Source organism: Oerskovia sp. PE-21s (genome assembly GCF_056158145.1).
In genome coordinates, this window is the sequence record NZ_JBUXJM010000007.1 from 177,615 (window position 1) to 189,642 (window position 12,028).

The 12,028-nt window shown below is 73.0% G+C and carries 15 protein-coding genes; 7 read left to right on the forward strand and 8 right to left on the reverse strand.

The window, feature by feature from the left end:
• The first annotated feature begins 188 nt into the window (after positions 1-188).
• The 3 genes from ACZDYF_RS14680 (at position 189) to ACZDYF_RS14690 (ending at position 3,555) form a co-directional block, all read left to right on the forward strand.
• Entirely contained in the window at positions 189-1,430 is a 1,242-nt protein-coding gene (locus ACZDYF_RS14680; protein ID WP_475058491.1) for a heme/hemin ABC transporter substrate-binding protein, read from the forward strand.
• A gap of 215 nt (positions 1,431-1,645) precedes the next feature.
• Positions 1,646-2,656 carry a FecCD family ABC transporter permease gene (locus ACZDYF_RS14685; protein ID WP_475058851.1) on the forward strand — a complete coding sequence of 337 codons (1,011 nt, stop codon included), beginning with the start codon at positions 1,646-1,648 and terminating at the stop codon, positions 2,654-2,656.
• Positions 2,653-3,555 (forward strand): heme ABC transporter ATP-binding protein, encoded by a 903-nt coding sequence (locus tag ACZDYF_RS14690; RefSeq protein ID WP_475058498.1) that lies wholly within the window; start codon positions 2,653-2,655, stop codon positions 3,553-3,555. Before ACZDYF_RS14685 ends, ACZDYF_RS14690 begins: the two co-directional genes overlap by 4 nt.
• A gap of 74 nt (positions 3,556-3,629) precedes the next feature.
• On the opposite strand, the gene ACZDYF_RS14695 is transcribed toward ACZDYF_RS14690, so the two are convergent.
• From ACZDYF_RS14695 to ACZDYF_RS14725, 7 genes are all read right to left on the reverse strand, one after another.
• Complete coding sequence (locus ACZDYF_RS14695; RefSeq protein ID WP_475058501.1) at positions 3,630-4,427, reverse strand: MerR family transcriptional regulator; 798 nt, start codon at positions 4,425-4,427, stop codon at positions 3,630-3,632.
• Between the two features lie 101 nt (positions 4,428-4,528).
• Positions 4,529-5,209: an HAD hydrolase-like protein gene (locus ACZDYF_RS14700; RefSeq protein WP_475058505.1), complete on the reverse strand. Its 681-nt coding sequence runs from the start codon at positions 5,207-5,209 to the stop codon at positions 4,529-4,531.
• 22 nt (positions 5,210-5,231) lie between these two features.
• Positions 5,232-5,540: a hypothetical protein gene (locus tag ACZDYF_RS14705; RefSeq protein WP_475058511.1), complete on the reverse strand. Its 309-nt coding sequence runs from the start codon at positions 5,538-5,540 to the stop codon at positions 5,232-5,234.
• Positions 5,541-5,592: 52 nt separating this feature from the next.
• Positions 5,593-5,985: a pyrophosphohydrolase domain-containing protein gene (locus ACZDYF_RS14710; RefSeq protein ID WP_475058514.1), complete on the reverse strand. Its 393-nt coding sequence runs from the start codon at positions 5,983-5,985 to the stop codon at positions 5,593-5,595.
• A 19-nt stretch (positions 5,986-6,004) separates the two neighbouring features.
• A complete protein-coding gene (locus ACZDYF_RS14715) occupies positions 6,005-6,613 on the reverse strand; it encodes a dihydrofolate reductase family protein (RefSeq protein ID WP_475058855.1) in 609 nt (202 codons plus the stop codon).
• Between the two features lie 5 nt (positions 6,614-6,618).
• Positions 6,619-7,518, reverse strand: coding sequence for an ABC transporter permease (locus ACZDYF_RS14720; RefSeq protein ID WP_475058517.1), 900 nt, complete (start codon positions 7,516-7,518; stop codon positions 6,619-6,621).
• Complete coding sequence (locus ACZDYF_RS14725; RefSeq protein ID WP_475058520.1) at positions 7,518-8,543, reverse strand: ABC transporter ATP-binding protein; 1,026 nt, start codon at positions 8,541-8,543, stop codon at positions 7,518-7,520. The genes ACZDYF_RS14720 and ACZDYF_RS14725 overlap by 1 nt, the downstream gene beginning before the upstream one ends.
• A gap of 110 nt (positions 8,544-8,653) precedes the next feature.
• Between ACZDYF_RS14725 and ACZDYF_RS14730 the strand changes: the two genes are divergently transcribed.
• Both ACZDYF_RS14730 and ACZDYF_RS14735 read left to right on the forward strand, forming a co-directional pair.
• Positions 8,654-9,535 carry a TetR/AcrR family transcriptional regulator gene (locus tag ACZDYF_RS14730; RefSeq protein WP_475058525.1) on the forward strand — a complete coding sequence of 294 codons (882 nt, stop codon included), beginning with the start codon at positions 8,654-8,656 and terminating at the stop codon, positions 9,533-9,535.
• 210 nt (positions 9,536-9,745) lie between these two features.
• Complete coding sequence (locus ACZDYF_RS14735; protein ID WP_475058532.1) at positions 9,746-10,357, forward strand: HdeD family acid-resistance protein; 612 nt, start codon at positions 9,746-9,748, stop codon at positions 10,355-10,357.
• 94 nt (positions 10,358-10,451) lie between these two features.
• Here ACZDYF_RS14735 and ACZDYF_RS14740 read toward each other — a convergent pair whose 3' ends face one another.
• The gene (locus ACZDYF_RS14740; protein WP_191790221.1) at positions 10,452-11,372 is read right to left on the reverse strand and encodes a sugar phosphate isomerase/epimerase family protein; all 921 of its coding nucleotides are present in this window, start codon (positions 11,370-11,372) and stop codon (positions 10,452-10,454) included.
• 111 nt (positions 11,373-11,483) lie between these two features.
• Here ACZDYF_RS14740 and ACZDYF_RS14745 point away from each other — a divergent pair, with 111 nt between their 5' ends.
• Both ACZDYF_RS14745 and ACZDYF_RS14750 read left to right on the forward strand, forming a co-directional pair.
• Positions 11,484-11,642 (forward strand): hypothetical protein, encoded by a 159-nt coding sequence (locus ACZDYF_RS14745; protein ID WP_191790220.1) that lies wholly within the window; start codon positions 11,484-11,486, stop codon positions 11,640-11,642.
• Positions 11,643-11,731: 89 nt separating this feature from the next.
• On the forward strand, positions 11,732-11,998 hold the full coding sequence (locus tag ACZDYF_RS14750; RefSeq protein WP_030150259.1) for an HPr family phosphocarrier protein: 267 nt from the start codon (positions 11,732-11,734) through the stop codon (positions 11,996-11,998).
• Positions 11,999-12,028 lie beyond the last annotated feature (30 nt).

Genomic DNA, 12,028 nt, shown 5'->3' on the forward strand with positions numbered 1-12,028 from the left:
TGTGGTCGAGATTCGCAGGATTCTCGACCACAACCGCATGTTCGGCACCGGGGGCCACCGCGCCCGACGTCTCCAAGATCACAGAAGATCCTGGGGACCGGCACGCCTTCCGACGGGCTGCGTAGGTTAGCCTCAACTTACCAAGCCGCCCTCTCGCGTGGGTGGCCGACCTCTGCTGGAGCCCTGTGATGTCGCACCCTGCCCGCGTCCCGTCCCCCGAGCAGCGACGCCGTCCGCTGACGCGTGGCCTGCGCCGCTCGTCCGTCGCCGGTGTCGCGACGCTCGCCGCGGTGCTGCTCGCCGCAGGCTGCGCGCCGCTCCCGTACGAGGCGCCGACACCGACGTCCGCACCCAGCACGGACTCCGCGCCCGCCGAGGCCGAGGCTGTCACCCTCGACGCGTGCGCAGCCCTCGAGACGGGCGAGCGCCCCACCGTGGATCCCGCGACGTTCCCGACCGGCCCCACCACCGCGACGTTCGCCGACGACGTGATCGACCCGATCACCACGGCGCCCGCCCCGACGCTGCCCGTGACGGTCCCGTCGCACGACGGCCGCCAGGTCACCGTCACCGACGCCTCCCGGATCATCGCCGTGGACCTGTACGGCACGCTCGGCGAGATCGTCTACAGCCTGGGGCTCGGCGACAACGTCGTCGGTCGCGACCTGCCGACCGGCTTCCCCGAGGCCGCCGACGTCCCCGTGGTCACGGGCGCCGGGCACGCCCTCAACATCGAGACCATCCTCGGCCTGAACCCGAGCGTCATCCTCACGGACGCCACGCTCCTCACGGACACCGCCCGCACCCAGCTCGAGTCCTCGGGCATCCCCGTTGTCTACTTCGACGAGGCCCGCACGCTCGACGGCATCGACGACCGCATCACCGCGGTCGCGACCACGCTCGGCGTCCCCGAGGCCGGCGCGGCGCTCGTCGCACGCACCGACCAGCAGGTCTGCGCGGCCCTCGCGGGCGTCCCGGCGGACACGGGCAACCCGCTCGTCGCGTTCCTGTACCTGCGTGGTTCCAACATCAAGATGCTGTTCGGCCCGGGCTCGGGCGCCGACGACCTGGTCCGCGAGATCGGCGGCCAGGACGCCGGCACCGCGATCGGCCTCACCCAGCAGTACGCCCCCGTGACGAGCGAGGCCATCATCTCCGCGGCCCCGGCCGCGTACCTCGTCATGACCGACGGCCTCGAGTCGAGCGGCGGCCTCGACGCCATGCTGGCGATCCCGGGCCTCGCCCAGACACCTGCGGGCCAGAACCGGCGCGTGATCGACATGGACGGCAGCCGCCTCCTGACGTTCGGCCCCCGCACGGGCGAGACCATCGCCTCGCTCGTCGAGGCGTTCTACGGCGTGCCCGCACCGGACCTGAGCACGGTCGGCTCGGCCGCCGCCGCGGCGGACGCAGGGTCGACCACCCCGTGACGCCCGCCTCAGGCCCCGCCGGCCCGACGACGTCACGCACCACCGCGGGCTCCCTCACCACCGAGCAGCGCACCCCACCCGCGACGAGCACCACCGGCGGCGCGCCGGACGGACCGGTGAGCGGCGCCGTCGGGCCGGGTGCCGCGGGTGCCGCCGGTGCGCAGGACGCGCTCCCCGGCGCAGGGAGGTCGCGGCGACGTGCCGCGACCTGGCTCATGATCGGGCTGGGCGTCGCGCTGGTCGTGCTCACGGTGCTGTCCGGCATGACCGGGCAGGTGCCCGTGTCGCCGTCGGAAGTCCTCGGCTCGCTCATGCACCACCTGGGCCTGAACATCGGCCCCATGCCCTCGCACCCGCAGGGCGAGAACACGCTGTGGGTCGTGCGCTTCCCACGCGTGGTCCTCGCGATCCTGGTCGGGGCCGCACTCGCGTGCTCGGGCGCGCTCATGCAGGGCGTGTTCGGCAACCCGCTCGCCGAGCCCGGCGTGATCGGGGTCTCGGCGGGCGCGGCCGTGGGCGCGTGCGCCGTCATCGTCACGGCGGGCTCGCTCGTGTCCGGCACCTGGGTCGCCGCCGCGGCCTTCCTCGGCGGACTGATCACGACGTTCGTCGTGTACGCGCTCTCGCGCTCGGGAGGCCGGACCGAGGTCGTGACGCTCGTGCTCACGGGCATCGCGGTCAACGCGTTCGCGGGCGGGCTGCTCGCGTTCTTCACGTTCGTCGCCGACCCGGCCGCACGCGAGCAGATCGTGTTCTGGCAGCTCGGCTCCCTCGGTGGGGCCACGTGGGGGTCGGTCGCGGTCGTCGCACCCATCGCGGTCGTCGGCGTGACCGGCGCGATGCTGCTGCGCCGCCAGATGGACCTCCTGTCCCTCGGCGAGCGCGCCGCGCACCACCTGGGCGTGGACGTCGAGCGGCTGCGCCAGATCGTCATCGTCCTCGTCGCGCTGCTCGTCTCCGCGGGCGTGGCGTTCACCGGGATCATCGCGTTCGTCGGGCTCGTCGTGCCGCACCTGGTCCGCATGGTCTGCGGGCCGAGCCACCGCTGGCTCATCCCGGCCTCGACGCTCGGCGGCGCCGTGGTGCTGCTCCTCGCGGACCTGGTCTCCCGCTCGCTCGTCGCGAACGTCGAGCTGCCGCTCGGCATGATCACCTCGCTCGTGGGCGGGCCGTTCTTCTTCTACCTGCTGCGCCGCACGCGCTCGCGGCAAGGAGGCTGGGCATGAGCCGCACGCTGGTCGAGCTCGACTCGCGGCACGAGGGCAGCAGCTTCCTGTCGTCGCTGCGGACCGCGGTCACGGGGCGGCGACGCTCCTCACGGCTGCCCTCTGTCGCGGCGGCCGGCGACGTCGTGACCGAGGCGCGCGACGCGACGCTCTCGCTCGACGGGACGCCCGTGCTGCGCGACGTGTCCGTCCAGGTGCGCGCGGGCGAGGTCCGCGCGCTGCTCGGCCCCAACGGCGCGGGCAAGTCCTCGCTGCTCGGGGCGCTCACGGGCGACCTGCCGCTCGACGGCGGGGCGGTGCTGGTCGACGGCGCTCCCCTGCGGTCCTGGACACCGACCGAGCTCGCGATGCGCCGGGCCGTGCTCATGCAGCAGATCCACCTCAGCTTCCCGTTCACGTCGCTCGACGTGGTCCAGATGGGTCGCGCGCCCTGGCGCGGGACGCCCCTGGAGGAGCTCGACGACGAGGTCGTGGCCGAGTCTCTCGCCGCGACCGACGTGTCGCACCTCGCGGGCCGGCACTTCCCGTCGCTGTCCGGGGGCGAGAAGGCGCGCGTCGCGCTCGCCCGCGTCCTGGCACAGCGGACCGGGCTGCTCATGCTCGACGAGCCGACCGCCGCGCTCGACCTCAAGCACCAGGAGCTGGTGCTCCAGATCGCGCGCCGGCACGCGGCGGCCGGGGGCGCCGTGGTCGTCGTCGTGCACGACCTGGGCCTCGCGTCGGCCTACGCGGACCAGGTCACCCTGCTGTCCGGCGGGCGCGTCGTGGCCGACGGCGCGCCCGACGAGGTCCTGACGGCCGAGCTGCTGAGCGAGGTGTACGACTACCCGGTCGAGGTGGTCGAGCACCCCGACGGCGGTGCGCCGATCATCCTGCCGACGCGGTCTCTGACGTCCTGAGGCCGAGGTAGAACGTGCCGCGCGAGATAGAACTCGCCGGGTTCTACCTCGCGCAGCACGTTCTACCTCGGTGCCTACAGGTTCCGCTCCGCGTACACCGCCAGGGCGTCGCGAACCAGGCGCGCACCCTCCTCGCCGCCGTAGTTCGCCGCGAACCGCTCGTCGGCCACGTACATCTCACCCAGCCCGACGACGTACTCCTTGACCGGCGCCCCACCGTGGCCCGGGGTGCCCGGGATGCTGCTCAGCCACTCGACGTGGCGCTGCGCGAGCGCCTGCGCCTCGTCGCTGTCCGGGGTGACGCCCGCCTGCGCGGCGGCCGTCCAGTCCGCCGCGAGCTGCCGGGTCCGTTCCTGGTAGGCCGTCTTGTCCTGCGCGGAGAGCCCGCGCCACCAGGTGTCGCCCGTCCGGTAGGCCTCGGCCCCCCACCGCTCGGTGACCTCTGCCTCGTGCTTCGTGTGGTCGAACCCGTCGAACATGTCGTCCGCCATGAGTCGCCCACCTCCTTCCATGGTCGTGATCGTGCGCTCGACCGACGCGATCTGTCGCGCCAGCCGCTGCTGCTCGGCCCGGAGGGCGTCCAGGTGGGTCCGCAGAGCCCGCGCCTGCACGGCGGGGCTCTCCTCGTCGTCCCGCCCCAGGATCTCGGCGACGGCCGGGAGGCTCACGCCGAGGTCCCGCAGGAGGAGGATCCGCTGGAGGCGGACGAGCGCGGGCCCGTCGTAGTACCGGTAGCCGTTGTGCCCGACCCTGCTGGGCGGGAGCAGCCCGACGTCGTCGTAGTGGCGCAGCGTGCGGCTCGTGGTCCCGGCGAGGCGGGCGATCTCCTGGATGGACCAGTCGGTCGCGGTCCCCGGTGTGCGTGCGGTCATGCGCTCTCCTCCTTTCCTGGGTGCTGGATGCCTCGGGTGAGGCGGCACGATCGACCCTAGAAGTTGACGCTACGTCAAGGTCAACCTCGTTCCCGACGGCGTCACTCCCCTCGCAGGACCCGTGCCAGCTCGTCGGTGGTCGTCACGACCCGCACGGCACCCGCCTCCTCGAGCTCGCCCGGCACCGCATAGCCCCACGAGACGCCGAGGCAGCCGATGCCGTGCGCGGCGGCCCCGAGCACGTCGTGCTCCCGGTCGCCGACCATGACGATCTCCTCCCACGAGGGGAGCCCGCCCGGCGATGCCGCGAGGGAGGTGAGCGCGTGCTCGATCACGTCGGCCTTCGAGCCGCGCGTCCCGTCGAGGGTCGCGCCGTAGACGCCCTCGACGTGCGTGTCGATCCCGAAGTGAGCGGTGATGCGGCGCGCGTAGACCTCGGGCTTGGACGTGGCGACCGCGAGCCGGACGCCTGCGTCGAGTGCCGCCGTCAGACACTCGAGGATGCCGGGGTAGAGCGAGTTCTCCATCATGCGTCCGGCGGCGTAGACGTCGCGGTAGGCCGCGACCGCCTCGGGGACCCGGTCGGCCGGGACGCCGTGCCGCGCGAACGACTCGGCGAGCGGGGGGCCGACGAAGCGCTGCAGGGCAGCGTCGGTCGGCAGCTCGATCCCTAGGGTCGCGTAGGCGTGGCGGACCGAGGACAGGATGCCGGGGGCCGAGTCGGTCAGGGTGCCGTCGAGGTCGAGGAGGGCCAGTCGGTAGGGAGGCTCCACGGTGGTCACGGGACGATTCTCCCGCGGCCCTCTACCTCGACGGGTCGCTCGGCTCAGCCTGTCCGCCCCGACGCCCCGCGACCACCCACCCGGCGACAAAGCCGAGCACCAGCAGCCCGATGCCGACCGCGACCATCCCGAGGGTCTGCGCCCACGGCCTCGGCGGCGCGAACGTCTCGCCCGACAGCGGCGCGTAGGCGAACCACCCGAACGAGGTCCACCAGTAGGACCGCGACGCGAGCCACGCCCCCACGCCCACGAGGAGCACCCCGCCCGCGAGCCCGAGCACTGCGCCACGGCTGCCGGGACGAGGACGGGGGGCGGGTGCGGGCGACGTCATGCCGCACATCCTGGCGTGGCCACCGCGCGGTCGCAACGCCCCGCGCCGAGCTCTATCTCGGCTCCTCGACCGTACCGACCTCCGGCTCCCACACGAGCCACTTCTCCCGCACGGCCCGCTCGACGTCGACCCCCTGGGCCCGCGCGAGCAGCAGCAGGTGCGCGAGGACGTCGGCGACCTCGGCCGCGAGCGCTGCCCGTCCGTCGTCGGGCACCTCGCCCTGCGACGCGACGCGCGGACGCGTGCGACCCGTGGCCGTGAGGTACGCCTGCGTGAGCTCGCCCATCTCCTCGGCGAGCTTGAGCACGAACCAGTCGGGGTCGCGCTCGATCCCGAACTTGTGGGCGTAGAGCGCGGACACGCCCTCGACGCGCTCGGTGAGCGCGGGCAGCGTCAGGCCCGACGGCGCGGGCTCGGGCGGGGTGCGCGGCGTCGCGGTGGTCATCGCGTCAGTCAAGCACGCGTCACTCCCCGACGAGCCCCCGCACCACGCGGTACGACAGGTGCGTGACGAGGTGGTTGCTGCTCACCGGCCCGGGCTCGACGCGCAGGCCGCCCAGGCCCTCGAGCAACCGCTCGCCCGCCCCCAGGAGCACAGGGGCGACGTGCAGCCCGAACTCGTCGACGAGCCCCGCGGCGAGGTACGCCCGCATGGTTGAGGCGCCGCCCGCGATCCCGACGTGCCCGTCGCGCGACGCGGCGATCGCCTGCGACAGCGCGGACTCGATCCCGTCGGTCACGAAGAAGAACGTGGTCCCGCCCTCCATGACGAGGGGGTCGCGCGGGTGGTGCGTGAGCACGAACACGGGTGCGTGGTACGGCGGCTCGTCGCCCCACCAGCCCCGCCACGACTCGTCCCACGGGCCCCGCCCGGGGGCGAACATGTTGCGTCCCATGACGAACGCGGTGGGGGCCGCGATGGACTCGAGCGCGGCGGTGTTGGCCTCGGGTTCCTCGAACATCCACCGGTGGAGCTGCTCACCGCCCTCGCCGAGCGGGTTCTCGAGGGACTGGTGCGGTCCCGCGACGAACCCGTCGAGGGACAGCCCGACGTCGAACGTGACCCTGCCCACGGCGCTCACACCGACTTCCTGGTCCGACGGATGCCGACCCACAGGCCGACGGCGCAGGTGACCGCGGCGGCGACGACGCCCCACAGGACCGTGGTGCTCGCGAACGTCCCGCCGAACAGCTCACGCTCGGCGTCGACCATGTAGGTCAGCGGGTTGAACTTCGCGGCGGTCTGCATCCACGACGGTCCGGCCTCGAGCGGGAGCATCATGCCGGACAGGATGAGCAGCGGGAACAGGAGCGACTGCTGGACGCCCCAGAACAGCCACTCGCGGTTCTTCGCGGCGAGCGCGAGCGCGCAGGACAGGGCCCCGACGCCGACCCCGAACAGCCCCAGGAGGGCGAGCCCCGCGAGCGCGTGCAGCGGGTAGAACGTGAACCCGAACGGGATGCACACGAGCGCGATGAGCAGGCCCTGGACCACGAGCGGCGCGAACTCCTTGAGCGCGCGGCCCACGAGGATCGCGGACCGGTCGAGCGGGGTCGCGAGGACGCGCTCGTAGGAGCCGGTCATCATCTCGTAGAGCAGGTTGGAGCCCGTCATGGAGGTCCCGAACAGGGAGATCATGACGATCACGCCGGGCACGAACCACTGGAGGGTCGCGGCCGTGGACCCGCCGGGTCCGCCCATGCCGCCGCCCACGGCGCCGGTCAGAAGCGGCCCGAACAGCCCCAGGAAGATCAGCGGCTGGAGCAGCGAGAAGATCAGGGTGAAGGGGTCGCGCAGGACCAGGAGGATCTCGCGCGTGAAGACTGCCCAGGTGTCGCCGAGGAACTTCGCGGCCCCCGAGCGCCCGACGTCGGAGCGCCGGTCGGTACCCTGCCTCGCCGTGGCCTGTGGTGCGGTCCGGGTGTCGAGCCCGGGGTGCGTCAGGCTGCTCTGCCCGGGGTTCGTCTGCTCGTCCATCACGCCGCCTCCTCGCGCAGGCTCCGACCGGTCAGGTTGAGGAACACGTCGTCGAGGCTCGCCTGCTTGAGCCCCGCCGAGCGGACCGAGAGCCCTGCGACCCGCAGGGACTCGATCGCCTCGGGCAGGCGGTCCGCGCCGTGGGTCGTGGACAGGGTCACCGTGACGTCTCCCCCGGCACCGACGGTCGCGTGCAGCTTCCCGTCCTCGGTACGTTCGGCACCGTCGCCCGCCCCGCCCACGACCGGGGCGAGGGCTGCGCGGACGCGCGTGACGTCGTCGGGCACCTCGCCCTGGGAGCCGGGCGTGCCGGCGACGACGAGCGTCACGACGTCGTCGGCGTGGTCGCGCTTGAGCGCGGCGGGCGGGGCGTCGGCGACGATCGTGCCGTGGTCGATGACGACGACGCGCTCGGCCATGGAGTCGGCCTCGTCGAGGTAGTGCGTGGTGAGGACGATCGTCATGCCGTACCGCTCGCGCAGGACGCCGATGTGATCCCACAGGTTCGCGCGGCTGTGCGGGTCGAGGCCCGTGGTGGGCTCGTCGAGGAACAGCAGCGGCGGGTGGTTCATGAGGCCGAGCGCGACGTCGAGGCGGCGGCGCTGACCGCCCGACAGGCTCTGGACCGTGCGCTTGCCGAGGCCGTCGAGCTCGAGCGCCTCGAGGAGGTCCGCGGCCCGGCGCTGGTACTCCGAGGCCGCCAGGCCGTAGAAGCGGCCCTGGTTGTGGAGCTCGTCGGCGACGCGGTAGGAGAACCCTCCCCCGTTGCCCTGGCCGATGTACCCGATGCGCGACCTGACCTCGGCGGGCTGGGTGCGGATGTCGAAGCCCGCGACCTCGGCCCGGCCCGACGTGGGTTCGAGGAGGCTCGTGAGCATGCGCAGCGTCGTGGACTTGCCGGCGCCGTTGGGGCCGAGGAACGCGACGAGCTCGCCCTCACGGACGTCGACGTCGATGCCCTTGACCGCCTCGACCACCTCCTTCTTGCGATGGAAGGTCTTGGTCAGCCCTTCGGTGTGGATCATGGCTCACGCCTCTCGCGTACGGTGTACTGGAATAGGTTTTCACGCTAGCATACGGTGTACGGGAATTGAAGGGCCCCCGGCACAACGCGAAAGTGGGAGGATCAGGCACCATGGCCAGCAACACCGTCGCCCCGGTCCCCTCCGACGGGGTGGACTCCGCGCGGACCCAGGACTCATCGGCGGACGCGCCGCTCGACGTCTCGCTCGGCACCCCCGAGGGCGACGCGCCCGAGGACGACACCGCCCCGGACCCCACCGACCAGGTCCCCCGACCCGCCGACGTGACCCGGCGCCTCGCACTCCTGTGGGACCCGCCCGCTCCGCCGACCCGCGGCCGCAAGGCGCGCCTGACGCTCGACGAGGTCGTGACCGCCGGGATCGCCGTCGCGCAGGAGGTCGGCCTCGACGCCCTCTCGATGCGCCGCGTCGCCGCCCGCCTGGGCATGGGCGCGATGTCCCTCTACACGTACGTCCCCGGGCGCACCGAGCTCGTCGACCTCATGATCGACCGGGCGTTCGCCGAGCTCGACCTCCCCGCGGCCGACGCTCCCTGGCGCGAGGGGCTGTCGCGGTACGCGCGCGAGGTCTGGCACCTGTACCAGCGCCACCCCTGGATCCTCCAGACCAACATGTGGCGCCTGCCCCTCGCGCCGCACGTGCTCGACGCCCAGGAGGCCGGGCTGCGGACGCTCGTCGACACCGGCCTGTCCGCGGAGCGCGTCGTCGAGATCCTGGGCCTGGTCGACGCGTTCGTGCGCGGGCTCGCGCGCGCCGCCGTGGCCGAGTCCGTCGAGAACGACGCGAGCGGCATGAGCAGCGACGAATACTGGACGTCGATGAGCAGCTTCTGGGCCGACTGGTTCGACGTCGAGCGCTACCCCGTCATGACGCGCATCTGGGAGGCGGGCGGGTTCCACGCGCCGAGCGACCCGTTCGACGCGTCGCTCGACCGGCTGCTCGACGGCGTCGAGATGACGATCGACCGGGCCTGACCCGGGTGCCGAGAACGAGGTTGAGGTCGTCCTGGCGTCCGTAGCGACCTCTACCCCGTTCTCGACCGCAGGGAACCTCAGGCTCGGCGAGGCAAGCTTTCGACGGGTCCGCCGCGCGCCCGCCGCACCCGCGCGCTACGTTCCGAGGACGAGGTCTGCGACGCCCCACGGACCCGCTGCGGGGCCGGCCGCGCGAGGACGGTGGATCCCATGACCGAGCAGGACGAGACGCTCACCGGACGCACCACCAAGATCGCCCGACGCCTGTGGGGCCTGGCCTACCTGCGCGGAGCCCTGTTCCTCGTGATCGGCGTCGTGCTGTTCGTCGCGCCGGACCGCGGCATCCAGTGGCTCACGTGGCTCGTCGCGGCGATGGCCGTCCTCCAGGGGATCCTCTTCCTGGTCGAGGCCAGGCGGCAGCGCAAGGACGGCGAGGGCGCGGTGTGGCGCTGGGTCGTGGGCGGCCTGAGCATCGTCGTGGGTCTCGTCCTCGCGTTCTGGCCGTCGGCGAGCGTGACGCTCGTGCTGCGGCTCGTCGGCGTCTGGGCGCTCGTCGCGGGGGTGATCGGCCTGGTCGGGGCGCTGCGCGCTCGCCGCACGCGCGAGCCCGGCTGGGACTGGGAGCTCGCGACGGCCGCGCTGTGGGTCGTGTTCGGCGTCCTGGTGCTCGTGAGCCCCGTGACCGGGCTGCAGACCATCACGGTGCTGCTGGGCCTGTACCTGGTCGTCACGGGCGTCGTGATCCTGGTGGCCGCGTTCGCGCAGAGCACGGCTGCGAAGGACGCCAAGGCGGCCCTCGCCGGGCCGACCCCTGCGGGCTAGCGGTCGAGCCCGTTGGCGGGTGAGCGGTCGAGCACGGGGTTGAGGTCGGGATCGGCGACAGGACGACCTCGACCCCGTGCTCGGCACGTCGGTCCTACCAGGCGTCGAGGTGCCGGTGCTCGTGGCCGGGCGGCGGCTGGTAGTCGGCGTGCGGCTCGGGCTGGAGGTAGGTGCGCGCGAACGCGAGCGACGCCGCGAGGTCCTCGTAGCGTTCTGCGGCAGTGCGGGCGCGCCGTGTCGCGATCTCGACGACGACGTCCCCCTCCCAGCCGCGGCGCACGAGCTCGCCGAGCACCTTGTCGCACGGCTGGGTGCCACGCCCGGGGACCATGTGCTCGTCCTTCATGGAGTCGGTGCCGTCGGCGAGGTGGACGTGGGCCAGCCGATCACCGAACACGTCGAGCAGGTCGAGGCTGTTCTGGCGCGCGACGGCGGCGTGCGAGAGGTCGAGCGTCACGGCGTCGTAGGGGTGGTCGGTCGGGTCCCAGCCGGGCAGGTAGGCCTGGACCTCTCGCTTGCGCCCACGCCACGGGTACATGTTCTCGACCGCGACCGTGACACCCGTGGCGGCGTTGAGCTCGCGCACGTGGTCGGCGAAGCCGCGCGCGTACAGGCCCTGCCAGCGGAACGGCGGGTGCACGACGACGGTCTGCGCCCCGAGCTCGAGCGCCAGGTCCACGGTCTGCTCGAGCTTGGGTCCGGGCAACCGTCCCCACACGCGCTGGCTCACGAGGAGCGTCGGGGCGTGGACGCTGCGGATGGGGATGCCGACGTCGGCCGAGAGCTTGCCGAGCGCCTTCGCGTCCTGCGTGGTCGTGTCCGACCAGACCATGACCTCCATGCCGTCGTAGCCCAGGTGGGCTGCGGCCTCGAAGGCGAACGGCGCCTTGCGCGGGTAGACGCTGGCGCTGGACAGCGTGACCTTGATCCGGGGCTCCTCTCCCCTGCCTGCTTCACCCCCTCTGGCCTCGCCCTGGGCGGGCGGCTGGGCGTCGGGCGTCGTCGCTTCACGCATGTCCGACACCCTAGACCCAGCGGGTGAGCGGTGTTCACAGGGCGTCCTGGGCGCCGCTCGAACTCTGGCAGGATGCTGCTCGACCGAACCTCCCGGAGCACTGGAGTGCGCATGGACCGTCCCGACGCCGTCTCGTCCTCGACCGTCGGTACGACGCGTCCAGGCTTCGGCCCGGGCGACGACGTCGTCCTCTCGACCGAGACCGACGACGCGCGCGCGCTCGCCGCCCTCGAGTCGCTCGTGGCGTACCTGGAGCAGGACTCGGCCTGAGCGGGCGGGTCGGGCCGGGCTCCGGCCGCCGCCGTCGTCCACCTCCGCTACAGTGGACTGGTCTATACCACTTCCAGGAGGAGCACGTCATGGAACGAACCGTCACCGTCGCCATCGCCGAGGGACTCCACGCACGCCCCGCGGCGCTCTTCGTGGCCGAGGCGGGCAAGCAGCCCGTCGCCGTGACCCTCACCAAGGAAGGCGCCGAGACCGTCGACGCCGCGAGCATCCTCGGCGTCATGACGCTCGGCGCGGCAGCAGGCGACCAGGTCGTGCTCGCGACCGAGACCGACGGCGCGGAGGCCGAGGCGGCCCTCGACGCCCTCGCCGAGTTCCTCGGGCGCGAGACGGTCTGACCTTCTCGTCCCGGCGCCGTCGCCGGGCCC

What these genes read in the sequence shown, in the direction of transcription:
- ACZDYF_RS14680 (WP_475058491.1), top strand. Translation starts at nt 189, where the DNA reads ATGTCGCACCCTGCCCGCGTCCCGTCCCCCGAGCAGCGACGCCGTCCG.
- ACZDYF_RS14685 (WP_475058851.1), top strand. Translation starts at nt 1,646, where the DNA reads ATGATCGGGCTGGGCGTCGCGCTGGTCGTGCTCACGGTGCTGTCCGGC.
- ACZDYF_RS14690 (WP_475058498.1), top strand. Translation starts at nt 2,653, where the DNA reads ATGAGCCGCACGCTGGTCGAGCTCGACTCGCGGCACGAGGGCAGCAGC.
- ACZDYF_RS14695 (WP_475058501.1), bottom strand. Translation starts at nt 4,427, where the DNA reads ATGACCGCACGCACACCGGGGACCGCGACCGACTGGTCCATCCAGGAG.
- ACZDYF_RS14705 (WP_475058511.1), bottom strand. Translation starts at nt 5,540, where the DNA reads ATGACGTCGCCCGCACCCGCCCCCCGTCCTCGTCCCGGCAGCCGTGGC.
- ACZDYF_RS14710 (WP_475058514.1), bottom strand. Translation starts at nt 5,985, where the DNA reads ATGACCACCGCGACGCCGCGCACCCCGCCCGAGCCCGCGCCGTCGGGC.
- ACZDYF_RS14720 (WP_475058517.1), bottom strand. Translation starts at nt 7,518, where the DNA reads ATGGACGAGCAGACGAACCCCGGGCAGAGCAGCCTGACGCACCCCGGG.
- ACZDYF_RS14725 (WP_475058520.1), bottom strand. Translation starts at nt 8,543, where the DNA reads ATGATCCACACCGAAGGGCTGACCAAGACCTTCCATCGCAAGAAGGAG.
- ACZDYF_RS14730 (WP_475058525.1), top strand. Translation starts at nt 8,654, where the DNA reads ATGGCCAGCAACACCGTCGCCCCGGTCCCCTCCGACGGGGTGGACTCC.
- ACZDYF_RS14735 (WP_475058532.1), top strand. Translation starts at nt 9,746, where the DNA reads ATGACCGAGCAGGACGAGACGCTCACCGGACGCACCACCAAGATCGCC.
- ACZDYF_RS14740 (WP_191790221.1), bottom strand. Translation starts at nt 11,372, where the DNA reads ATGCGTGAAGCGACGACGCCCGACGCCCAGCCGCCCGCCCAGGGCGAG.
- ACZDYF_RS14745 (WP_191790220.1), top strand. Translation starts at nt 11,484, where the DNA reads ATGGACCGTCCCGACGCCGTCTCGTCCTCGACCGTCGGTACGACGCGT.
- ACZDYF_RS14750 (WP_030150259.1), top strand. Translation starts at nt 11,732, where the DNA reads ATGGAACGAACCGTCACCGTCGCCATCGCCGAGGGACTCCACGCACGC.